Source organism: Nocardia otitidiscaviarum NBRC 14405, assembly GCF_000308635.1.
GTDB classification, from domain to species: Bacteria; Actinomycetota; Actinomycetes; order Mycobacteriales; family Mycobacteriaceae; genus Nocardia; species Nocardia otitidiscaviarum.
The window spans coordinates 20,776-43,290 of the sequence record NZ_BAGD01000278.1; the positions used below are offsets into that span (position 1 = coordinate 20,776).

At 69.7% G+C, this 22,515-nt stretch carries 17 protein-coding genes; 6 read left to right on the forward strand and 11 right to left on the reverse strand.

The genetic code is table 11. The features are described from left to right. The first annotated feature begins 22 nt into the window (after window positions 1-22). A complete protein-coding gene (locus tag ON31_RS31940) occupies window positions 23-1,012 on the forward strand; it encodes a polysaccharide deacetylase family protein (RefSeq protein WP_039818927.1) in 990 nt (329 codons plus the stop codon). Between the two features lie 6 nt (window positions 1,013-1,018). Here ON31_RS31940 and ON31_RS31945 read toward each other — a convergent pair whose 3' ends face one another. Genes ON31_RS31945 through ON31_RS31955 form a run of 3 tightly spaced genes read right to left on the reverse strand, consistent with a single transcriptional unit; the run spans window position 1,019 to window position 9,410 of the window. Further along, window positions 1,019-2,386 carry an aminotransferase class I/II-fold pyridoxal phosphate-dependent enzyme gene (locus ON31_RS31945; RefSeq protein WP_039818928.1) on the reverse strand — a complete coding sequence of 456 codons (1,368 nt, stop codon included), beginning with the start codon at window positions 2,384-2,386 and terminating at the stop codon, window positions 1,019-1,021. Continuing rightward, a complete protein-coding gene (locus ON31_RS31950) occupies window positions 2,383-8,724 on the reverse strand; it encodes a type I polyketide synthase (protein WP_039818929.1) in 6,342 nt (2,113 codons plus the stop codon). Before ON31_RS31950 ends, ON31_RS31945 begins: the two co-directional genes overlap by 4 nt. A gap of 56 nt (window positions 8,725-8,780) precedes the next feature. After that, window positions 8,781-9,410: a GNAT family N-acetyltransferase gene (locus tag ON31_RS31955; RefSeq protein ID WP_051038152.1), complete on the reverse strand. Its 630-nt coding sequence runs from the start codon at window positions 9,408-9,410 to the stop codon at window positions 8,781-8,783. A gap of 358 nt (window positions 9,411-9,768) precedes the next feature. On the opposite strand from ON31_RS31955, the gene ON31_RS31960 reads away from it, so the two are divergent. Then, window positions 9,769-10,053, forward strand: a complete 285-nt coding sequence (locus ON31_RS31960; protein ID WP_039818931.1) for a hypothetical protein — start codon at window positions 9,769-9,771, stop codon at window positions 10,051-10,053. Between the two features lie 99 nt (window positions 10,054-10,152). On the opposite strand, the gene ON31_RS31965 is transcribed toward ON31_RS31960, so the two are convergent. The 3 genes from ON31_RS31965 to ON31_RS31975 all read right to left on the reverse strand — a co-directional run bounded on the left by ON31_RS31965 (window position 10,153) and on the right by ON31_RS31975 (window position 12,763). Further along, window positions 10,153-10,563: an RNHCP domain-containing protein gene (locus ON31_RS31965; protein WP_039818932.1), complete on the reverse strand. Its 411-nt coding sequence runs from the start codon at window positions 10,561-10,563 to the stop codon at window positions 10,153-10,155. Further along, complete coding sequence (locus ON31_RS31970; RefSeq protein ID WP_039818933.1) at window positions 10,563-10,943, reverse strand: RNHCP domain-containing protein; 381 nt, start codon at window positions 10,941-10,943, stop codon at window positions 10,563-10,565. Before ON31_RS31970 ends, ON31_RS31965 begins: the two co-directional genes overlap by 1 nt. 254 nt (window positions 10,944-11,197) lie before the next feature. Continuing rightward, window positions 11,198-12,763, reverse strand: coding sequence for an adenylate/guanylate cyclase domain-containing protein (locus ON31_RS31975; RefSeq protein WP_051038154.1), 1,566 nt, complete (start codon window positions 12,761-12,763; stop codon window positions 11,198-11,200). Window positions 12,764-12,867: 104 nt separating this feature from the next. Between ON31_RS31975 and ON31_RS31980 the strand changes: the two genes are divergently transcribed. Further along, the gene (locus ON31_RS31980; RefSeq protein WP_039818934.1) at window positions 12,868-13,887 is read left to right on the forward strand and encodes an MsnO8 family LLM class oxidoreductase; all 1,020 of its coding nucleotides are present in this window, start codon (window positions 12,868-12,870) and stop codon (window positions 13,885-13,887) included. A gap of 79 nt (window positions 13,888-13,966) precedes the next feature. Continuing rightward, entirely contained in the window at window positions 13,967-14,548 is a 582-nt protein-coding gene (locus tag ON31_RS31985) for a TerD family protein (protein ID WP_029926645.1), read from the forward strand. Between the two features lie 9 nt (window positions 14,549-14,557). Here the strand turns inward: ON31_RS31985 and ON31_RS31990 are convergent, their stop codons facing one another. Together ON31_RS31990 and ON31_RS31995 are read right to left on the reverse strand one after the other, a co-directional pair. Beyond that, on the reverse strand, window positions 14,558-17,035 hold the full coding sequence (locus ON31_RS31990; protein WP_039818935.1) for a phosphoketolase family protein: 2,478 nt from the start codon (window positions 17,033-17,035) through the stop codon (window positions 14,558-14,560). 547 nt (window positions 17,036-17,582) lie between these two features. After that, complete coding sequence (locus ON31_RS31995) at window positions 17,583-18,185, reverse strand: TetR family transcriptional regulator (RefSeq protein WP_039818936.1); 603 nt, start codon at window positions 18,183-18,185, stop codon at window positions 17,583-17,585. Window positions 18,186-18,255: 70 nt separating this feature from the next. Here ON31_RS31995 and ON31_RS32000 point away from each other — a divergent pair, with 70 nt between their 5' ends. After that, the gene (locus ON31_RS32000; RefSeq protein ID WP_039818937.1) at window positions 18,256-19,398 is read left to right on the forward strand and encodes an acyl-CoA dehydrogenase family protein; all 1,143 of its coding nucleotides are present in this window, start codon (window positions 18,256-18,258) and stop codon (window positions 19,396-19,398) included. 13 nt (window positions 19,399-19,411) lie between these two features. Here ON31_RS32000 and ON31_RS32005 read toward each other — a convergent pair whose 3' ends face one another. The 3 genes from ON31_RS32005 to ON31_RS32015 form a co-directional block, all read right to left on the reverse strand. After that, on the reverse strand, window positions 19,412-19,603 hold the full coding sequence (locus ON31_RS32005; protein ID WP_029926649.1) for a hypothetical protein: 192 nt from the start codon (window positions 19,601-19,603) through the stop codon (window positions 19,412-19,414). A gap of 161 nt (window positions 19,604-19,764) precedes the next feature. Further along, window positions 19,765-20,316, reverse strand: coding sequence for a hypothetical protein (locus ON31_RS32010; RefSeq protein ID WP_147287065.1), 552 nt, complete (start codon window positions 20,314-20,316; stop codon window positions 19,765-19,767). Between the two features lie 235 nt (window positions 20,317-20,551). After that, complete coding sequence (locus ON31_RS32015; protein WP_039818939.1) at window positions 20,552-21,421, reverse strand: LysR family transcriptional regulator; 870 nt, start codon at window positions 21,419-21,421, stop codon at window positions 20,552-20,554. A gap of 19 nt (window positions 21,422-21,440) precedes the next feature. Here ON31_RS32015 and dapA point away from each other — a divergent pair, with 19 nt between their 5' ends. After that, complete coding sequence (gene dapA / locus ON31_RS32020) at window positions 21,441-22,379, forward strand: 4-hydroxy-tetrahydrodipicolinate synthase (protein WP_255222348.1); 939 nt, start codon at window positions 21,441-21,443, stop codon at window positions 22,377-22,379. Window positions 22,380-22,515: the final 136 nt, after the last annotated feature.

The following is a 22,515-nucleotide window of genomic DNA, read 5'->3' on the forward strand; positions in this document are numbered from 1 at the left end:
GCCTGACACTAGAGTTGGTGAGATGCGCGGAAAGACGCTGATGTTGGCGCGCCTGGCCGCGGTGGGCCTCGCCCTCGCCGCCTGCGCGGCGCCGGAGGACAGTGAGCCCACACCCCGGGCCGAGACGGCGGCCCCGACCACCACGGTCGCCCCCGATCCGGCGGCGGTCGGCGCGAACGAGCTCGGACTCGTCCCGGTGCTCATGTATCACCAGCTGTCGCCCACACCCGCGGGCGAATACGACCAGACGCCGGAGGAGTTCCGCGCCGAGCTGGAGCGGCTGTACCGGGAGGACTACCGCCCGATCACGGTGTCCGACTACATCTCCGGGACGATCGACATCCCCGCGGGCACCCATCCGGTGGTGCTGACCTTCGACGATTCCACCACCAGCCAGCTCGCCTTCACCGCCGACGGCGCCCCCACACCCGACAGCGCCGTGGGGATCCTGGAGGAATTCCGGTCCCGCTACCCCGATTTCGCCCCCACCGCCACCTTCTTCGTGAACAACGACCCCTTCGCCGGGGAGGAGCGGGCGCTGCCCTGGCTGGCCGCGCACGGCTACGAGATCGGCGCGCACACCGCCTCGCACGCCAACCTCGCGAGTCTCGACGCGGCGGGCGTGCAGCGGGAGCTGGTGGAGAACGTTCGCGCCATCACCGCGGCGGTGCCGGACCAGCCGGTGCGTGCCATGGCCCTGCCGCTGGGCATCTTTCCCGGTGATCGGACCCTGGCCGCGACCGGCGGCTGGGACGGTACCTCCTACGCGTTCGAGGCCGTCATGCTGGTGGGCTCCAACCCCGCGCCGTCGCCGTACGGCCCGGTCGATCCGGCCGGCGTGCCGCGCATCCGGTCGGGCCGCGACACGGTGCCGTTCGATTCCGCCTACTGGCTGGACCGGCTGGCCGAGCAGCGCTACACCTCCGACGGCGATCCGGCGCGGATCTCCTTCCCGCGTCAGCTGTCCGGTGACCTGGCCGCCCGCTGGGCGGACCGGGCCAATCCGTACTGACCGCCGTCAGACCGCCGACAGCTCCGGAATCCGATCCGCCAGCTCCACCACCTCGGCGAGCAGGTCGGCCGTTGAGCGCAGCTGTTCGCCGGTGTGCTCGGAGGTGATGAAGAACCGCAGCCGCTCCTTGCCCGCCGGTACCGCCGGAGCCGAGATGGCTCCGGCGTACACGCCCCGTTCCAGCAGGGTGGCGGAGACGAATCCGGCCCGGAGCTCACCGGGCACGATGACGGGCACGATCGGAGTTCCTTGGGAATCACCGAGATTCAGGCCGTGCGCGCGGAGCGCGTCGTTGAAGGTCCGGGTATTGCTCCACAGTCGCCGCACCCGCTCCGGTTCCGCCTCGAGCAGGTCCAGGCCCGCCGCCGCGGCGGCGATGGTGGACGGCGCGGGACCGCCGGTGAGCATGGCCACGCCCGGCGCGCTCGCCTTCATGGCCCCGATCAGATCGGCGTCGGCGGCCACGAACCCGCCGCAGCTGCCCAGAGCCTTGGACAGGGTGCCCATCCAGATGTCGACGTCAGTCCCGGCCATGGCGTAGTGCTCGCGAATGCCGAGCCCGCGCGGACCGAGCACACCGAGCGAATGGGCCTCGTCCACCATGACCGCGCAGTCGAATTCCCGCGCGACGGCCGCCAGTTCGGCGACCCGGCCGATGGTGCCGTCCATGCTGTAGTGGCCTTCCAGCACCACCAGGGCCCGGTCGAAGCCGCCGCGCGACATCTTGAGCACCGACCGCAGCGAATCCGGGTCGTTGTGCCGGAAGTTGATCCGCCGACATCCGGCCCACTGCGTTCCCGAGACCACGCTGCCGTGGATGAGCGAGTCGCAGACCGCCACATCGCCCTCCCGCAGCAGGAAGCCGATCACACCGGCGTTGGTGAGGTAACCGCTGGTGGTGACCATGGCATCGCCCTGGTCGTACAGGTCGGCGAGGCGTCGCTCCAGGTCGCCGTAGAGCGGGATCTCACCGGAGACGATACGGCTGGCCGAGGCCGACGCGCCATATCGATCCAGTGCGTCCTTGGCCGCCGCCACCACCCGCGGATGGCTGGACAGGCCCAGATAGTTGTAGGCGCTGAAGTTCACCAGCTCCCGATCCGCCGCCCGGATCACCGTGTCGTTCGGGCTCTCGCGCGGCAGGAACAGCGGGTTGGTCAGGCCCGACTGCGCACTGATGGCCTTGATCGCCGCCTGCTTCTGAACGGTCGCCGCCACCTCCGGGTGATCGGCGAACTGTCGGCCCGGCCCGCGCGGGGCGCGTGCCGGTGCGGCGGCCGCCGGTCGCGCGGTCACGGTCCGGGCGGCGGGTGCGCTGTGGACGCGCTTGTCGGCGAGTAGTTTCCGCGCCAACTCACGTGCCGATTCGCTCATGCTGCTTCCTTTCCGGCCTGCTCGCCGCCGACCAGTACTTCCGCGGCCCGCGCTCCGGCCTGTGCCAGCGTGAAAGACCGGCCCACCTTCAGCGACATGAGATCCACGCCCACGGATTTGCCGACCAGTGCGCCGAATTCGACCGCCATGAGCGAATCGAGGCCGAGTTCCGGCACCGGGATGTGGATGTCGATCGAGTCGGCGTCCACTCCCATGACCGCGGCCAACTGCTCGGCCAACATGTGGGCGACCACATCCCCGCGCTGTGCCTCGTCGAGTTCGCGCAGTGTCGCGACCAGATGCGAGGCGGCGGAATCGTCCTCGGCCGCCGCGGCGATGAGCGCCGCCACCCGGCCGGTCATGCCGAAGATCGGCGCGGTGCTGCCGACCGTGCGCCAGTCCACCGGAATGATGGCCACCTGGTGGTGGATGTCGAGTTCCAATGCCTTCTCCAGGAATTCGGTGCCCTCATCCATATCGATGGCGTCGAACCCGGTGGTGCGCAGGTAGCGTGCCACGTTCTCGTCCGCCTCGGCCATGCCGCCGCCGGACATGTGGCCCCAGCCGACCGCCAGCACCTCGCCGCCCCCGCGCGCCACCACGTCCGCGACCGATTGCAGGGCGATATTCGCGGCCGTGTAGGAGTACTGCCCGGTGCCCGCGAATATGGCGCTGCCCGAGGAGAACAGCACGAACATATCCAGTTCCGCCCCGACGGCGGCGATGCCGTGGCGCAGCGCGTGCACGCCCTCGATCTTCGGCCGGTACACCGCGGCCAGGCTGTCGCGGTCCATGACCGAGACGCGCTTGTCGTCCACCACGCCCGCGGTGTGGAAGACACCGCGCAGCGGATGGTCGGCGTCGTGCGCCCGGGCGAGGACCGCCGCCATCGCTGCGGCGTCGGTGACATCCACCTGCTCGGTGACGATCTCCACGCCCTGCTCCCGCCAGGCGGCGAGCTGGGCGCGGCTGGCGTCGGTGCGCGCACCACCGCGCCCGAGCAGAGTGAGGTGGCGTGCGCCGCGACCGACCAGCCAGCGCCCGACCGCCAGGCCGAACGCGCCGAAACCGCCGGTGATGAGGTAGCGAGCCGTCGAATCGACGGTCACCGGGCGGGTGTCGGGGCGCACCAGCGGGGCCGGATCGTCGAGGCTGAGCGCGATCCGACCCAGCCGGGTGGAGCGGGCCACATCCTCGAACGCCTTGGTCACGTCATTGGTGCCGTACAGCTCGAACGGCAGCCGTCGGTAGCGCTGGGCAGCGAGATGTTCGTTGACCCGGCCGATCACGCGCATGGTCTCGGCACGACGCTTGGCCAGCATGCGGTCCAGATCGAAGGAGTGATAGGAGACGTTCTTGTCGAACAGTCGCATATCGAGCACGCCGCCGCCGTAGATATCGGCCTTGCCGATCTCCACGATGCGGCCGAATTCGGCCACCGCCTTGAAGTTCCGGCGCAGGATCTCCCCGGGGGCGGTGCTGATCACCACGTCGGCGCCGCGACCGTCGGTGAGTCCGAGCACGTCGTCGGCGAAGTTCAGCGAGCGGGAGTTCAGCACATGATCCGCACCCTGGTCGAGTACGTAGGCGCGCCGCTCGTCGGTGCTCGCGGTGCCGATCACGGTCGCGCCGTGCATTTTCGCGATCTGCACGGCCGCCGAGCCGACGCCGCCCGCCGCGCCGTGCACCAGCACCACATCGCCCGCGCGCACCCGCGCCAGTTCCAGTAGCGCGTAGTCGGCGGTGGCGAAAGCCGTTCCGCTGGTGCACGATCCGGGTTCCGCGTCGGTGTCGTACTTGATGATCAGATCGCGGGGTGCGGTGTGGTAGCGGCTGATCATGCCCTTGGAGGTCAGCGTCACGGCGTCGCCGACGGCCAGATCGTCCACCTCGGGTCCGACCCGTACCACCACACCGTCGCCCTCCATGCCGGGCAGGGTGCCGAAGAAGGTCTCCGCCATATCCTGTTCGGTGAGCACGCCGATCACCTTGAGCGGATCCTTGTAGTTGAGGCCGATGGCGCTGATCCGCACCTCCACCTCGCCCGGGCCGGGTTCCCGCCGCCCGCAGCGCCGCCAGCCGAGCCGCGAGAGCACCCGCGACTTGGGCAGTTCCAGCGTGAAATTCGCCTCCGGATCGGTGAGCGGCACCGCCTCGTCCAGCTTGTCGAGCCGTTCCGGCAGCGTAGCGGCCACGACCGTCACCCAGCGCAGGCCGTTGCGCAGCATCACCTCGTCGGCGTTGTCGTAGCCGAACGCACCGGGAACCGCCAGTTCCGCCGCCAGATCGGCGGTGGAGACCTCGGGTTCGACGTCCACCAGCCGCCAGCGCAGTCGTGGCTGCTCGTTGAGCAGGACGCGGCGGGCACCGGCGAGCGCGGCATGAGACGGGTTCGGCGCGGCGTCCTCGTCCGGATGGGCGTAGGCGCGTTCGGTGATCAGGCTGACGTGGATGGAACCGTCACCGGTCATGGGCATCTCGTCGCCGCGCTGTTCCAGCCACACCTCGAGGAAGCCCTCGATGGTGACCGCCAGGCGGCGCAGCGTCCACAGGGCGTCGAGATCCGCGTACGCGCTGCCCGCCACCACGGCCACGTGCAGGCGTTCCACACCCTCGGCGGCGATCGCGGTCCGAAGCCGTTCCAGTACAGCGTCTTCCAGGTCGACGCGGTTCGGATCGCCGGTCGCGAACAGTTCGGAGCGCGGCGCGGTCGCGGCCACGGCGGTGGCGCGATCGCTCACCTCGGGGCCGAGCTCGACGACGAGGGTGAAAGCGCCCTCCGGCGACGGCAGCGCAGCGCGGTCCACCGGATCCCGCAGCTCCCAGCGGTCCTCGAAGAAGATGTCGGTCATCCGTTGCAGCGCACCGCGTCCCGGGGCGATGGAACCGAAGCGCATGCCGACGATCTGCAGGATCACATTCTGTTCCGCGTCCAGCAGATCGATATCGGCGACGGGCGCGCCGGTGGTGTCGAGCCGGGCCACCACCGTCACCTCGTCCGGAATGGTCTCGAAGGCTCGCACCCCGTCCACGGCCACCGGCACCATGGCGCCGTCGTCCGCGCCGCCGGTGCCCGCCAGCAGCGCCGCCACGCTCTGCAGCGCGGCGTCCACCACGCACGGGTGGGCGAGGTGGCCGCAGTCGTGGGCCACCGAACCGTCCAGGGTGGCGACCACGGTCGAACCGGAGACGCGGAGGGCGGTGGCGCGGCGGAAGGTCGGACCGTACCGGAGTCCGCGCGCCGCCAGCCCGTCGTAGAACGCCGTCGGGTCCAGGGCGTACATATCGTCGACGTCGGGCAGCTCCATCTTGGTGGACTCGAAGACGCCGCCCTGGATCAGCCGCCCGGTGGCATGGGTGGTCCAGAGGGACCCGGCCATATCCCGGGAGCGAATGGTGAACCGGCCGGTGGACTCCTCCACCCGCAGTTCCACGACCGGGGCCGCGCCCTCGTCGATGACCAGCGGTGCGATGAAGCGCACCTCCTCCACCGCCACCCGGGTGGATTCGGTGCGCAGCGCGACCGCGCTCAGCGCGGCGTCCAGGTAGGCCGCGCCGGGCAGGATGCGCGCCTCGCCGACGACATGGTCGGCCAGCCACGGCATCGCGCCCACACTGAGCTGGAGACGCCACGAGGTGGTGGAGTTGTCCAGGTCCGGATCGCCCAGCATCGGGTAGCCGTCGGGGGTGCCGTGGCGGCGCTGCTGGAAGACGGGATTGAGGTTCTGCAGCCGGGTCCGCTGCCACGGGTAGCGCGGCAGGTCCACGTGCGGGGTCACAGTCTCGGTGAAGAGCGCGTCGATATCGAGGGCCCCGGCCGTGTACAGCCCGGCGATGGTCTGCCGGATGCTCTCGGCATCGGACTGCTTGCGATGGAGCGTGGGCACCGTGGTGCCGGATTCGCCCGCGCCGATGAGGATTTCGCGGATATTCGCGCCCAGCACCGGATGCGGTCCGACCTCCAGGAACACCCGGCTGCCCGCCCCGACCAGTGCGGTGACGGCATCGGCGAAGCGCACCGGCTGCCGGACATTGGCACACCAGTACTCGGCATCCCAGTCGCCCGCGGTGACCCGTTCCCCGGTGACCGTCGACCAGAGCGGAATGCGCGGCTCGGCGAGGGTGAGATCGGCCAGGGCCGTGCGCAGTTCGTCGAGGATCGGCTCCATGAGGTAGCTGTGATACGGCACCTCGACATGCAGCCGCTTGGCGAAAGTGCCCTGCTCGGTGAGGGTTTCGGCGATCTCGTCGAGGCGCGCCTCGGCCCCGGCCAGCGTCACCGCGCTCGGACTGTTGACGGCGGCCACATCCACCAGCTCGTCACCGTCGATGAGTTCCCGGGCGGCGGCGAGCGGGAGCCCGACGGCCAGCATGCCGCCCGATCCCGCGGTGGTGGCCTGCAAGCGGGCCCGGTGGTAGCTGACCAGGAGGGCGTCGCGCAGTGACAGCATGCCGGTGACGTAGGCGGCCGACACCTCACCGACGCTGTGCCCGACCACCGCGGCCGGACGCACGCCCAGCTCCGCCAGCATGGCGAACAGCGACACCTGCACCAGGAAGTTGGCGGGCTGCGCGACCGCGGTCGTGGTGACCTTGGATTCCTCCTCCGGGCGCAGCAGCTCCTCGATGATCGACCATCCGGCGATCTCGGTGAACACCGCGTCGATGCGCTTCGCCTCGGCGGCGAAGACGCCGTCGGTCTCGAGCAGTTCACGGCCCATGCCCCACCACTGCGGCCCCATGCCGGTGAAGACGAAGACCGGTTCCGGATGCTTGCGGGCCACCGTCTTGGTCGCGCCGCGGCCGGAGCCGTGCGCGAAATCGACCAGGGCGCGCACCAGTTCGGTGTCGTCGCCGAAGGTCAGGGCGGTGCGGTAGGGGTGATGCCGCCGCCGGGTCCAGGCCGCCTCGGCCAGCCGGGCCGGGTCCGCGCCCTCGGCGATGAGCTGGGCGAAGCCCTCGGCCAGTTCGCGGGCGGCCTGCTCGCTGCGCGATGAGATCGGCAGTACCCCATAGTGTTTCGGAGCCCGCGCGGTGTTCGCGGTCGGCACGTACTCCTGCAGGATGGCGTGTGCGTTGGTGCCGCCGTAGCCGAAACCGTTGACGGCCACGGTCATCCGCTCGACCTCCGGACCGACCGGCTCGGCTTCCAGCTGGAGCCGGATTCCCAGTTCGTCGAACGGGATATCCGGATTCGGCTCGTTCAGCCAGCCCTGCGGGGCGATGGTGCGGTTGGCGACGGCCAGCGCGGACTTGATGATGCTGGCGATGCCGGACGCCGCCTCGGTGTGCCCGAGCTGCGCCTTCACCGAACCCACGCCCAGGGGTGCGGTGCGGCCCGGCACCCGGCCGTAGGCATTGCCGATGGCCCGCAGTTCCAGCGGGTCACCCACCGGAGTGCCGGTGCCGTGCGCCTCCACATAGGTGACCTGGTGCGGCTCGATACCGGCCCGCCGGGTCACCGTCTTGGCCAGTTCCTCCTGGAGATCGGCATTGGGCACCGTGATGGCGGTGGTGCGGCCGTCCTGATTGGAGCCGGTCGCCTTGATGACGGCGTACACCCGGTCGCCGTCGCGCTCGGCGTCGGCGAGTTTCTTGAGCACCACCATGCCCGAGCCCTCACCGCGGCCGTACCCGTCGGCGGCGGCGTCGAAGGGCTTGCTGCGCCCGTCGGCGGCGAGGAACCCGCCCTTGCACATGGAGACGAAGGGTTCCGGGCCGAGCAGCATGGTGACGCCACCGGCCAGCGCCACCGTGCAGTCGCCGCTGTCCAGGGCCTGGCAGGCCAGGTGCAGCGCGACCAGGGAGGACGAGCAGGCGGTGTCGACGGTCAGCGCCGGGCCGACCAGGTCGAGCGCGTAGGCGATGCGGTTCGACAGCATGGTGTAGGACGCGCCCACCGCGGTATGCATGTCCACGTACGGCAGCGCGGCGTTGGTGGTGGACACCGCGAGTTGGTCCAGGGTGAACGCGCCGAGGTACACGCCGACGGGCGCGCCGGTGATGCGGCCCGCCATTCCGGCGTCGTCGAGCGCCTCCCAGGCCACCTCGAGTACGAGGCGCTGCTGTGGATCCATGGCCGCGGCCTCGCGCGGCGAGATGCCGAAGAAGTCGGGATCGAATTCCCAGGGGTCACCGGTCATGAACGCGGCGCGCCGGGTGTACATCCGGCCCGGGGTGCGTTTGTCCGGATCGTAGTAGCGGCGATAGTCCCAGCGCGATTCCGGGATGTCGACCACCCCGTCGCCCTTGCGGACCAGGAAGTCCCAGAACGATTCCGGTGAATCGATGCCACCGGCATAACGGCAGCCGATTCCGACAATGGCGATGTCCGACACGACGAGCTCCTCGGCGAAACTGGAGAATGGACCTGCTGATATCCCCCCGCTGTTCGTCAATCCGCGCGGACCGGAACCGGTGGGCGCAGGACGAAATTCAGCTCCGGACCGGTCTTTCCGATCCGAGCCTTGGTGACGAACTCGAAGCCGAAGCGGCGATAGTAGGCGACGTTGTCGTCCTTGGTTATCCCGCACACCGGCGCGGATTCCCGGTCGGCTTGCGCGTCGACCCAGTCGACCAGCGCGCGACCCACCCCACTGCGCTGAATGTCCGGATCGATGCCGAGATAGACCAGCAGGTGGTGCGGTTCGGCGGGTGCGACCCTGGCGATGGCCTCGTCGACGTGGATGCCCCGCACGGTGGCCGGCCCCATGGCCCACAGCAGCTGTGGCCCCGAAACCATCTCGCGCCACAGTGATTTGCGGTATCCGGCGGGGTACCACAGCATCGCGCCGACCACCCGGTCGTCGAGCGTGGCGACGATCGCGCCGTCGCCGGGTAGGAAGCGGTGCCGGATCATCGTCCGCAGCATGCCCGGCGTGCGACGTTCGCGGATCGCCGCATCCGGGAAGACGTACTCCTCGATCGGATCGTCGGTGGCGAAGGCCGCCGCGACAACGCGAACGATTTCGTCGATGTCAGCCTCGGTGGCCCGGCGAATAGTCGGAGTGGCCGACTGATTCAAGTCTGTCCCTTACATTTTCGTGCCCATAGTCCGACCCCCGATGCCGAACTGTCCCTGCCTGCCCTACTGGACGGTAGCCGATGATGCTACTTGCCAGTAGGTTACACGCGTTCACTGATCTCGCCACCGGTAACCGTTGTGGCATAGAACAATTCACCGCCGGATTGCATCGCGGAGGAACATGTTCTAAGGTGGCCCGCTCCGACAATGTCCATGCGGGACTTCGCAATTGACTCAGACGGTTGAATTCCGGACATACTTCTCATTCTTCGAACTGTTATGCATAGCAGCTATGAACGTGTAGCCTGATCCCGGCCCTGAACACGACAATGCTCGTTCGGAAATGGGGACAAGCTCCGTGCCACCCACATCGGCATACGGCTGGGGAAGCGGCGTCATCGACCAGCTGTCCAGCCCACCAGAGGTAACGCAATACCAGAATCCCGAGGATTCGCCCGCCACCATCGTCACCTACCAGCAGCTCGACTGGGCGATCATCGCTGTCGCCTGCGCCGCCGTGATAGCCCTCGCGGTGCTGCTGATGGTGCTGGTGAGCAATGCGGAATTCGGTGCGGGGCCACCGACCCTGCCCCCGCACCCCGAAGCCTGCCAGCCCTTCTGCGCGGGCGGCACGGGCTACTGAACCGGGACCGGCCGATCCGCGCCGTCCCGATCTGCGAACCCGCATCGCCGCGTCACCGTTCGGCCGCGACGGCTGCGCCGCGGCCGAACGGAGGCCCCGTTACAGCACCCGCAGGACGCGCCGCGCGATGAGCGGATCGGCCAGCGGGCGCAGGGCGATCCGCATGAGCGCGAGGGCATTGTCGTCCCCGGCCACCCGGTTCACCTTCAGCACTCCGCAGGCCAGACACTGGTGTACCAGCGACCATTCGCCGTCGTCGCGCACCGACATGCTCACCGCCCGCATCCGCCCACGGCAGGTCGCGGACCGGTCGCCCGGAACTCGATCCACATGGCGACTGGCCAGACAGTGCGGACAGTGGTTGCGATGCGCCGTGCCCGGCGCGGCGACCGGCACGTCGAGCCGGCAGCCCACACACCGGAAGGTATCGCCGGATGTGCCCGCGCGGCCGTGCAGGACGGTTTTCCCGCGCTGTTCGCCTCGCGGTGTCGCCTTGTTTCGGCGCGGCATCACAGATCGCCGAACACTTCGAGCGGGAACGGCGGTTCGGCGAGCGGACGCACGGCCAATCGCATGAGGATCAACTGATTGTCGTCGCCGCACACCGAATGCAGCGCCAACTCGTGGCACCGCGTGCAGCGGTGCACGATGCCCCACTCACCGGTGCGCGACACCGCGATCGACAGTGGAGCCATGCGCGCCCGGCAGTCCGAGACACCGCCGTCGACGTGGTCGACGGTGTGCCGGGAGTGTAGGCAGCTGGGACAGTGATTGCGCCGACTGCCGTCGGGCGCGAGGACGGCCACGGTCAGACCGCAGCGCAGGCAGGAGAAGGTTCCGGTCCGCAGGGTCGGACCGGGATCGTGCTGGGTGGAGAAAGTGTCGGACAACCCGGATCACTCCTTAGCCGAGAGCTGATGTGCAGACAGCAGGAGTAGGCCGAGTGCGCCTCGGTGACGCAGGTCGTTACGGACGTGTCCGGTTGTGGGCGGCCATATCTCGGGCCGAGGCCACACCATGAGGCGCTCTCGGCGCGGGCTGGCTCATAAATCATCCCCTCCGGCGGGTGAGTTCGGTGTGCGCGAACAGCGCGGCGGCAACCGTAGCAGCGGCCGCGCTCCGGCCGCCACCGGTTTTCCGGCCGTCAGGTGCGTGGTCGGGCCAGGCGGGTTTCGTGGACGCGACCGCGCAGCGTCACCGATTCGCCCGGGTCCCAATGCTTGCGCTCGGAGGGTTCGGCGCTGCTCACGGCGGTGGCGGAGGCCAGGACGCGGCCGTCATCCTGTTTGGCCAGTTCGCACAGGCGGGCCGCCTCGTTCACCGGATCTCCGATGACGGTGAACTCGTAGCGGCGATGCGCGCCGACATTGCCCGCCACCACCCGTCCGGCCGCGACACCGATGGCGGCGTCGAATTCGATGGCGGCGCCGGACAATCGCCGCCGGATGGCGCGGGCGCTCGCGAGCGCGGCCCCGGCGGCGTCGGTCAGCGGCGCGGGGGTGCCGAAAATGGCCAGTGCGGCATCGCCCTCGAACTTGTTGACCAGGCCGCCGTGCCGCTCCACCTCGTCCACCACGATGCCGAAGAACTCGTTGAGAATGGTGACGATCTCGTGCGGGGGCCGGGTCGCGGTCATGGCGGTGGAGCCGATGACGTCGATGAACAGCGCGGCCGCCTCGCATTCCTCCCCGCCCAGCTCCGGCTGCCCGGCCAGCGCCGCCGCCGCCACATCGCGGCCGACGTGGCGGCCGAACAGATCCCGGATCTGTTCGCGCTCGCGCAGTCCCGCCACCATGTGGTTGAAACCGCTCTGCAACTCACCGAGTTCGGTGCCGTCGTAGACGGTGACCGCCACCTGCAGATCACCGTCCTCCACCCGGCGCATCGCGGTGCGCACATTGCGGATGGGCGCGACCGTGGCGGCGAGCGTCTGCGTCATGAGCAGCAGGCCGAAGACCAGCGTCGCCCCGCCGAGCGAGAGCACGCAGACCGCCAGCCGCTCGGTGCTGACGTTCACTCCGGACAGCGCCAGCACCGCCACGATCATGAGCAGCGCCACCGGCGTGCCCGAACCCAGCACCCACACCAGCAGCGATCGGCCGAAGACGCCGAGGCCGCGCTGCCGTCGGCGCGGTTCGGCCTCGAGCACCCGCGCGGTCACCAGCCGCAGGGCGAATTCGGTGATCAGGTAGCTGTTGGCGCAGACCACGACGGCGCTGAACCCGACCCCCAGAATGATCTTGGGCACGAAGGCCGGATCGACCAGGCCGTACAGCGGCGTCAGCACCGCCATCCCGCCGAACCACAGCAGCGCCTGCTGATGCACCAGCCGTCGCGGTACCTTCGACGACGCGATGCGCTCCGCCTCGTTCGGAATCCGCTCCGGATCGGTGGCCCAGCGCAGCGTCCGCAGTCCAGACAGCGTGCCCCACACGAAACCCACCGCCAGGGCGAAGGTCACGTACACCGGGACGGCCACGAAGTTCAGTAGCACCAGGTCCTGCGTGAACACCGACGGACCCGGCAGCACCAAGCCGATGAGCAGCGCCGCCACCACCACACCGGTGAGGTTCGCGAACAGCACCGGCACGGTCAGCAGCAGCTGCACGCGCACCCGCCGCGACGTCGCTCCCTGATCGGCGGGCCCCAGGAGGCGCGACCCGAACGGGGCCGCGCCCAGCGCCCTGGGCGTCACATCGCTGTCGACCATGGATGCAGCCTAGGCGTGATCACGAACCGCCTGCTGGGAGGCGTCCGGGCGCGCCCGCTCGAGCGCGTCGGAATCACCGGGATCGCCAGGCGTTGGCATGGGATATGAGTACTCCGCTGGCCGCCGTCCGCTTCTCCATCCTGGACCGCTCGCGGGTGCGCCAGGGGCAGAGTCATCCGGAGGCGCTGCGGGAGACCGTGGAATTCGCCCGACTCGCCGAGCGGTGGGGCTATCACCGCTTCTGGGTCTCGGAGCATCACAGCGTGCCCGGGGTGGCCGGATCCGCGCCGACCGTACTCGCCGCCGGGGTCGCCGCCGCCACCGCGCACATCCGGGTGGGCACCGGCGGGGTCATGCTGCCCAATCACCAGCCGCTGGTGGTGGCCGAACAGTTCGGCGTGCTGGAGTCGCTGTACCCGGGCCGCATCGATATGGGTCTGGGTCGCTCGGTGGGCTTCACCGGGGGCGTGCGGCGCGCCCTCGGCCACGGCAGGGGCGATGCCGATGATTTCGACGCCCAGCTGACCGAACTGCTGGACTATCTGGCCACCGGTCGCGCGGGCGTGCACGCCTGGCCCACCGAGGGCCTGCGCATACCGGCCTTCCTGCTGGCCGTCGGTTCGGGCGCGGAGCGGGCGGCCCGATTCGGGCTGCCGCTGGTGATCGCTCCCGCCGCCGGAACATCCGCCATGGTGCGGTCCATCGAGCGCTACCGCGACGACTTCCGGCCCGGATACGACGCCACGCCCTACGTCGTGGTGTCCACCTCCGCTGTCGTCGCCGATTCCACGGAGCAGGCCCATCGCCTGCTGCTGCCCGAGGCGTGGTCGGCCGCCTGGTCGCGCACCCGCGGCGAGTTTCCGCCCCTGATCTCGCCCGAGGAGATCGACCGCATCGCCATGACCGACAAGCAGCGCGGCATCTTCACCGACTCGCTGCGCGGCCACATCCACGGCACCGAGGAGACGGTCGTGGCCGAGCTGGAGGCGCTGGTAGCGCGCACGGGGGCCGACGAAATCCTGGTCCACACCAGCACTTACGATCGTACGGCTCGGCTGGAATCACATCGCCGCCTGGCCGCCGCCGTCGGCCTCACCGCGCGCTCACCTGCTGTTTTCGCCTAGTACATCGACTGTTTCGCCGTCGGCTGCCCGGAAAAAGCTGCACTGCACCGGGTTACGAATCGTCGGTAGGCTGTGAGCTGTGATTACGCTCAGGAAAGAAGACGGGGCCGCGGATCTCGCGGGCATCACCAAGATGAGTGTCGGAGTGAGCTGGGATCCGTCCGCCGGTGCCAGCGGGGGTCTGCTGGGTATGGCGCGCCGTAAGAAGGGCGTGGACCTGGACCTGGTCGCCATTCTCATGCAGGGCGGCGATCCGGTGCGTTTCGCCGGACTGGACTCCCTGGACCCGCTCGGCAACGGCTCGGTGGTGCACACCGGTGACGAGCAGACCGGCGCCGCCTCCGGCGACGACGAGACCGTGCACGTCACCTTCGCCAATGTGCCGACCGCCATCGACTCCATCGTGTTCGTGGCCGCGGCGTTCAAGAAGGGCTCATCCTTCGAGAAGGCGAACAACATCTCGTTCAAGATCTACGACGCCACCGGCGGCAGCTCCCAGCAGGTAGCCGATATCTGGCCGTCCCTGCTGGGCAGCGACAATGCCAACGCCATCGCCCGCGCCTTCCGCAACGGCCCGGCCTGGCAGCTGGAGGTGCTGGACCGCAAGGGCAAGATCAAGCAGGGCGATATGCAGGCGCTGCTGCACTTCGCTCTGGCCTGATCCCGGCTCTCAGCGGCTGGGGTCCGGCCAGGTCCACTCGGCGACCACCGGGATGTCCGCACCGTGTTCGCGCGTCCACTGGCGCGCGTTCCAGCGGGCATCCACCATCTCCTGGCGTAGCCCCGCGGCCGTCTCGCGCAGCGACGGCACCCGGTCGATGACATCGGTGACCAGGTGGTAGCGATCCAGGTCGTTGAGCATCACCATGTCGAAAGGCGTTGTGGTGGTGCCCTTCTCCTTGTAGCCGCGCACATGCAGCTCATCGTGGTTGGTGCGGCGGTAGGTGAGCCGGTGGATCAGCCAGGGGTAGCCGTGGAAGGCGAAGATGACCGGGCGGTCCCGGGTGAACAGCGTGTCGAATTCGCTGTCGGGCAGTCCGTGCGGATGCTCGTTCTCGGGGAGCAGCCGCATCAGGTCCACCACGTTCACCACGCGAACCCGCAGCTCCGGCAGGCGATCTCGCAGAATGGCGGCGGCGGCTAGGGTCTCCAGCGTGGGCACGTCGCCGGCGCAGGCCAGCACCACGTCCGGGGTGCCGCCCACAGTGTCGTTGTGGCCCGCCCACTCCCAGATGCCGACCCCGCGCGCGCAGTGCCGCGCCGCCTCGGGCACCGACAGCCACGACTCCTGCGGCTGCTTGCCCGCCACGACGACATTCACGTAGTGCCGCGAGCGCAGGCAGTGGTCGTAGGTGGACAGCAGCGTATTGGCGTCCGGCGGCAGATACACCCGGACGATCTCGGGGCTCTTGTTCAGCACCACGTCCAGGAACCCGGGATCCTGATGGGTGAAGCCATTGTGGTCCTGCCGCCAGACATGGGACGACAGCAGGTAGTTCAGGCTCGGAATAGGCCGCCGCCACGGCACCTGCGCACTGGCGTCCAACCATTTGGCGTGCTGGTTGAACATGGCGTCGACAATGTGGATGAACGCCTCGTAGCAAGTGAACACCCCGTGCCTGCCGGTGAGCAGGTAGCCCTCCAACAGGCCCTGGCACATGTGCTCGGACAGCACCTCGATCACCCGGCCGGTGCGGTCCAGCTTGACGTCGAATTCGCCGATCTCGGCCTGCCAGTCGCGCCCGGTCACCTCCAGAATGTCCTGCAGCCGATTGCTGGCCAGCTCATCGGGCGCGAAGGTGAGGAAGTTGTCCGGATTTCGCCGGGTGACCTCCCGTAGCCAGCCGCCCAGCACGCGCGTCGCCTCGTGCTTGACCGCGCCGGGCCGGGCCACCTCGAGCCCGAAGTCGCGCCAGTCCGGCAGCGCCAGATCGCGGATCAGCAGGCCGCCGTTGGCGATCGGATTGGCGCTCATGCGGCGGTCGCCGACGGGGGACTGCTCGATCAGCTCGGGCACCGGGCCGCCGTTGGCGCCGAACAGTTCCTCGGGCCGGTAGGACTTCAGCCACTCGTCGAGGACCGCGCGGTGGGCGTCATTGTCGCGGGCCGCCGCCAGCGGCACCTGATGCGCCCGGAAGGTGCCCTCCACCGGATCGCCGTCCACGATCGGCGGGCAGGTCCAGCCCTTCGGGGTGCGCAGCACGATCATGGGCCAGCTCGGCCGGGCGCCGTCGGAACCGCCCCGGGCGGCGCGCTGTATCCGCTCGATGCGATCCAGGCAGGAGTCGGTGGCCGCCGCCATGGCCTGGTGCACGGCCGCCGGATCGCTGCCCGCCACCACGACCGGGTCGTACCCGTATCCCCGCAGCAGCGACAGCAGTTCCGATTCCGGAATCCGGGCGAGAATGGTGGGGTTGGCGATCTTGTACTCATTGAGCGCCAGAATCGGGATCACGGCCCCGTCCCGGGCCGGATTGAGGAATTTGTTGGCGTGCCAGCTGCCCGCCAACGGCCCGGTCTCCGCCTCGCCGTCGCCGATGACGCAGAACACCGTGAGCCTCGGATTGTCCAGTGCCGCACCGTAAGCGTGCAGCAGGGAATAGCCGAGCTCGCCGCCCTCGTGGAAGGAGCCCGGCGTCTCGGGTGCGCAGTGGCTCGGCACTCCGCCTGGGAAGGAGAACTGGGCGAACAGGGCGCGCATGCCCTCGGCATCGCGCGGAATATCGCTGTAGAGCTCGGAATACGTGCCCTCCAGCCAGCCGCACGCATTCGGCCCCGGCCCGCCGTGGCCCGGTCCGGCCACGAAGACCGCGTCGAGATCGCGCTGGCGAATGGCCCGATTGGCATGCACCCATACGAGATTCAGTCCGGGCACGGTGCCGAAGTGGCCGAGCAGGCGCGGTTTGATGTGCTCGGGGCGCAGCGGTTCGCGCAGCAGCGGATTGTCCATCAGATAGATCTGGCCGACGGACAGGTAGTTCGCCGCCCGCCACCACGCGTCGATGGCGGTGAGTTCCGCGCGGGACAGCGGGCCGGACGCCTCGCCGAGCCGATACGGTCGCGGTGCGACGGTGCGCCCGCCGCTGCTGTCCACATTGTCGGCCGCGGTGTCGCCGGTAGCGCCCTCGGCCTGGGCCTGCTGAGCCATGCGCCGACTCTCCTCACGTTCGTTTCGGACCACGTCGGATGGAGAATTCGACAACCACTCTACTGGCCGGTCGTGACTTCTCCCGATCATGACCGTCGTCGGGGCGCTCCGGCGCGAACATCCTCTACCGTTCGCCGGGTGCGGCGTCGGGAAGCGCGGCCGACGCCGCACACCCCATCGGCCCGGTGCCGATTCTGGAGGATTCACTGTCCCGGTCGGCGGCGATCGTGAACTGTGCCAGAGTCGAGCCGGATCACTGTGCGGCCCTTCGTCTTCGGAATAGCGTGAGCGCGACACCGGATCGTGCGCCCGCCCCGCGGTGTAACCCTGCGAAACCCCCGCCGCCGGGCCCGGCGCACCTATCCGCCGCCACCCTCGTGCCGGGAGCCCATGGGGCCGAGCATCCCATCCGGCACGGGGAGCTCTCCAGTCGCGGCGGAGGCGGCCGACCGGGCCGGGTCGAGGCACTCGCCCGACCCGGTCGGCTTTCGCTCGTCACCCGGGAACGGCTGTGGCCCAAGGGTTCTCGATCACATCTACTTCTCGATCACCTGCACAATACGGTGTCGGCGAGTTCGGTCCAGTCGGCGAGCACCTGCTTGCGCCGGGCCCGATCCCGGCCGACCATCTCGTCGAGGGTGGTGCCGCGTACCAGGTTGATGGTGAGCCAGAAGGCCGACTCCAGGCGATCGGTGGTGATATCGGAATCGATGCGGGCGGCGCAGGCGTCCAGCAGTTCGGTGGTGAGCTCGTGCTGCACCCGCAGCATTTCGCGACGCAGCTCGCGGTCGTTGGCGATGCCGACGTACAGCTCCACCGCCGCGCGGCCCAGTTTGCCCGCGAAGGTGGCGGTCACCAGCTCCACCAGCACCGCACCGGCGCCGGTGGCCGACAGCGACCGCAGGCGGCGCCGCATGGCCTCGCGCTGTCGCTGGGTGAGGTGGCCGATGGCCTGTGCGAACAGTTCTTGGCGGGTGTGGAAGTGGTGCAGCTGCGCACCGCGGGTCACCCCGGCGCGAGCGGTGATATCGGCGATGGAGGCGCTGCCGTAGCCCACCTCGGCCAGGCTGTCGATCGCGGCGTCCAACAGCAGCGCGCGGGTGCGCAGACTCTTCTCCTGATGCTTGTTCGGCGGCAGCGACGAAACCATTCGCCCAGTCTAGCCGCATAAATTACGTGCTGTCTTGCACGCAATCAGGTGTCGGACGTAATGTATCGACATGGCCGTGGACCGTATGCTGCCCACCCCGGAGGCCCGGGATCTGCTCGAGTTGACCCGCGATATCGCCGACAAGGTGCTCGAACCGCACGTCGTCGAGTTCGAGCGGGAACAGCGCTACCCCGAGGAGGCGTTCCGCGCGCTCGGCGCGGCCGGGTTGCTCAGCCTGCCGTACCCCGAGGAGTTCGGCGGCGGCGCGCAGCCGTACGAGGTGTACCTCCAGGTGCTCGAGGAGTTGGCCGCGCGCTGGGCGGCGGTGGCGGTCGCGGTGAGCGTGCACAGCCTGTCCTGCCATCCGCTGTTCGCCTACGGCACCGCCGAACAGCAGCAGCGATGGCTGCCGGAGATGTTGTCCGGCAACCTGATCGGCGCGTACAGCCTGTCCGAGGCGCATGCCGGATCCGATGCGGCGGCGCTGCGCTGCCGGGCGGTGGAGGTCGACGGCGGCTACCGGATCACCGGCACCAAGGCGTGGATCACCAATGGCGGCCGAGCCGACTACTACACGCTGTTCGCCCGCACGGGCGAGGGGTCCCGCGGCGTGTCCTGTTTCCTGGTGCCCGCCGACACCGCGGGCCTGACCTTCGGCAAGCCCGAGGAGAAGATGGGCCTGCGCGCGGTTCCCACCACCTCCGCCGCCTACGACGACGCCTTCCTGCCCGCCGAGCGCCGCATCGGAGACCCCGGTCAGGGCCTGTCCATCGCCTTCAGCGCCCTGGATTCCGGCCGCCTCGGCATCGCGGCCGTGGCCACCGGCATCGCGCAGCGCGCCCTGGACGACGCTGTCGCCTACGCTCGGGACCGCGAAGCCTTCGGCCGCCGCATCATCGACCACCAGGGGCTCGGCTTCCTGCTCGCCGATATGGCCGCCGCCGTGGACTCCGCCCGCGCCACCTACCTCGACGCCGCCCGCCGCCGCGACGCCGGACTGTCCTACTCGCGTCAGGCCAGCGTCGCCAAACTGGTGGCCACCGACGCCGCCATGAAGGTGACCACCGACGCCGTCCAGGTCTTCGGCGGCTACGGCTACACCCAGGACTTCCCGGTGGAGCGCTATATGCGCGAAGCCAAGATCACGCAGATCTTCGAGGGCACCAACCAGATCCAGCGCCTGGTCATCGCCCGCGATCTGGCGGGGAAGTAGCGGCTGCGCGCGGTTATTTCAGATCGGCCAGATCGAGGCCGAGCATGGCCAGCAGTTCCGTGCACTCGGCGGCGCTGCGCGCGTGGACGGCGACCGTTTTCGCGGCCAGGGCGTTGCGCTCGAGCAGGGCCGCCTTCTCGGCGGCGCGGGCGTCGGCGAAACCGATCACCGGATCCGGGTAGGAATTGCTGCGGGCCGTGGTCATGAAGGCTCCTTGCGGGTAGCCCCGACCGAAAACCTTGTGCCTGCGATCGAGGGCCGATACGCGATCACGATCCGCCGCGTGACGGCCGACGATCGGGTTCGACTGCCGCCGACGTTACCCGCTCGGCGGGTGCGGTACTCGATTACCCGGTTACCGGCGCGTCAGCGCCTCGGGCCGGGGCCGTTCGGCTCCGGGGAATCGGTGTCGTCGGGGCGGCCGTCGCCCTGGTCACCGTCGGAGCCGGACCCCGCGTCCGGGCCGATTCTGCGCGGTTTGGCCATGCGTCGACCGCCGCGGGCCGGGCCGTCCGCACCGGCTCGCTTCCGCCGCGCCGCGCCGAAGTCGATCACGCTCCCGTCCTGCTCGGCCCCCGCCGGATCCGGTTGCACGGTGGGCAGCCAGGCCGAATTCGGCCCCGCCTGCCACCAGCCCGTCTCGCGCTGCAATTCCGACCGCAGCACGGGCCGGGTGGGCGCGGGATCGTAGACCGATCCGCTACCTTCGGAACGCCACGTCTTGCGTGGGCGCTCGCCGGGTTCCTCGGACATGCGCCGCGGTCGCCGCGGCAGCCGGATCGGTTTCCCCGCCTCGGACGCCCCCGCGTCGGCGGCCTTCATCCCCTCCAATTTCCGGCGCAAATGCTCCACCGCGTCGAACCCCGGCTCCCCGGGCTCCGACGGGCGGCCCCGCCCCGGCACTTCCCGATCCGACATCGAACTAGCCGCCGACAGACGCGATGGCGCTCGCGCGCGCCCCGACCGCCGACAACCCGAATCGACCCCTGATCTTCTTCCTGATCGCGTCACTCACGTTCGTATCCTCCCTCGGGACCACCGCGCCCGTTTTCCTGCTCCGACCACCGCATACCGGAGCCAAGCCCGCACGCCGTCGCCACGTGACGAATCAACGATAACCCGGACCGGCCCACCGGCTGGTCAGGCGGCGTGGTCAGCGTTCGCCGCGCCCCGGTATCAGGGCGGTGCGGGCCGCGTGGATGGTGGGGTGGTGAGCGGTCCCGCGACGGTAGGCGATGTGGGTGCGGCGTCGAGTGGCGAGGGGTGTGAGGTGGATGGCGTCGGGTGGGGTATGGATGGCGAGTTGGGGGATGAGCGCCACGCCCTGGCCCGCCGCCACCAGGGCGAGGACGGCGTCGAAATCGTCGGCGTGGTGGCGGATGTGGGGGGTGAATCCGGCGGCCTGGCAGGTGCGGATGGTCATGGTGTGGCAGAGAGTGCCGGGGGTGCCCGCGATCCAGGGGGTGTCGCGGTGGGTGGACAGCGGGGCGGGGGAGAGGGCGGCGAGGTAGACGGTCTCCTCGAGCAGCGGCTCGGTGTCGAGGGCCGGATCGGGGGCGACGGGGACGTAGTCGTATTCCTGGACCAGGGCGATGTCGAGGGCATCGGTGCGCAGGGCGCCGGGGGCCAGCGCCGGGTCCAGTTCGGTGACCAGGAGCTCCAGTTCGGGGTGCGCGGTGCTGAGGGTGACCAGGGCGGGGGCGAGGATGGTGCGAATCGCGGTAGGGAACACGCCGATGCGCAGTCGGCCGGTCAATGTCGCACGGCCCGCGGCCAATTCGGCGGTGGCCTGTTCCAGCACGGCCAGAATCGTCTCGGTGTGCTGAACCAGGCCATGTGCGGCGGCGGTGAGGGTGACTCGGCGGCCGGTGCGCTCCAGGAGCGGGACCCCGGCTTCGCGTTCCAGCGCGGTCAGCTGCTGGGAGACAGCCGAGGGGGTGAAGTTCAATGCCTCCGCGACCGCCGCGATGGTCTCCCGGTGCGCGAGTTCGCGCAGCAGGCGCAGCTTACGCACATCCAGCATCAGTTCAGCTTACGCTCAGATGAAGAAATGTGAACTGGACCTGATGGGTGTGGCGGGGGAGGCTCGTGCCATGACGCTCTCCGGACTCTTCGTGCCCCTGGTCACGCCGTTCGCCGCCGACGACACCATCGCCGCCGACGCCTTGGCCGGGCTGGCACATGCCGCGCTCGAACAGGGCGCGACGGGTCTCGTCGCACTCGGCACCACGGCGGAGACGGCCACCCTCACGGAGGCCGAACGCGAACTCGTCGTCGATATCTGCACCCGGGTGTGCCGGGAACACGATGCCCCGCTGATCGTGGGCGCGGGCACCAACTCCACCGCCGCCTCGCTCGCCGCCCTGGAGCGTCTCGGCTCCGGCGTCACCGCCGCGCTGACGGTCGTGCCCTACTACACCCGTCCCACCGAGGCGGGCGTCCTCGCGCATTTCCGGCGGCTCGCCGAAACCAGTCCGGTACCGCTGGTGGTCTACAACATTCCGTACCGCACCGGCCGCACCCTCGGCCCGGAGACGCTGCGGGCCCTCGCGGCCATCCCGAATATCGTCGGCATCAAACACGCCGTCGGAGCGGTCGACGAGACCACCGTCGATCTGATGCGCACCCGCCCAGCCGATTTCGCGGTGCTCGCCGGGGACGACCTCTTCGCCGCGCCCCTGCTCGCCCTGGGCGCGTCGGGTGCGATTCTGGCCTCGGCCACCGTGGCCACCGATGCCTTCGCCGCGCTGGTCGCCACCTGGCGACACGGCCCGCTCGACAAGGCCCGCCGCCTGAGCGACGCCCTGTCCGGCCTGTCCGCGGCCCTGTTCGCCGAACCCAACCCCACCGTCGTCAAGGCGGTATTGGCCGACCGAGGCCGCATCCCCACGGCCTCGGTCCGGCTTCCCTTGCTACCCGCCGCCGAGGAGAGCACGCGAGCGGCCGTGGCCGCCCTCGATGTCCTTGCCGCCGAGCTCTAATCGGTACAACTCGACGAATCAGCCCCACTTGCGCCGACGCGTCAGCACTCCCGCTCATGCCGTTGCTCCACTGTGGTCGTCCGGCCCGGAGGAGTACGGCTCCGACTTTGACACATGTGCGGCGTTCCCGGCCGCA

Coding starts and splice junctions, on each gene's coding strand:
- ON31_RS32000 (WP_039818937.1), top strand. CDS start 18,256: ATGGCCGTGGACCGTATGCTGCCCACCCCGGAGGCCCGGGATCTGCTC.
- ON31_RS32005 (WP_029926649.1), bottom strand. CDS start 19,603: ATGACCACGGCCCGCAGCAATTCCTACCCGGATCCGGTGATCGGTTTC.
- ON31_RS32010 (WP_147287065.1), bottom strand. CDS start 20,316: ATGTCGGATCGGGAAGTGCCGGGGCGGGGCCGCCCGTCGGAGCCCGGG.
- ON31_RS32015 (WP_039818939.1), bottom strand. CDS start 21,421: ATGCTGGATGTGCGTAAGCTGCGCCTGCTGCGCGAACTCGCGCACCGG.
- ON31_RS31975 (WP_051038154.1), bottom strand. CDS start 12,763: ATGGTCGACAGCGATGTGACGCCCAGGGCGCTGGGCGCGGCCCCGTTC.
- ON31_RS31945 (WP_039818928.1), bottom strand. CDS start 2,386: ATGAGCGAATCGGCACGTGAGTTGGCGCGGAAACTACTCGCCGACAAG.
- ON31_RS31995 (WP_039818936.1), bottom strand. CDS start 18,185: ATGGTTTCGTCGCTGCCGCCGAACAAGCATCAGGAGAAGAGTCTGCGC.
- dapA (WP_255222348.1), top strand. CDS start 21,441: ATGAAGAAATGTGAACTGGACCTGATGGGTGTGGCGGGGGAGGCTCGT.
- ON31_RS31980 (WP_039818934.1), top strand. CDS start 12,868: ATGAGTACTCCGCTGGCCGCCGTCCGCTTCTCCATCCTGGACCGCTCG.
- ON31_RS31965 (WP_039818932.1), bottom strand. CDS start 10,563: ATGCCGCGCCGAAACAAGGCGACACCGCGAGGCGAACAGCGCGGGAAA.
- ON31_RS31940 (WP_039818927.1), top strand. CDS start 23: ATGCGCGGAAAGACGCTGATGTTGGCGCGCCTGGCCGCGGTGGGCCTC.
- ON31_RS31990 (WP_039818935.1), bottom strand. CDS start 17,035: ATGGCTCAGCAGGCCCAGGCCGAGGGCGCTACCGGCGACACCGCGGCC.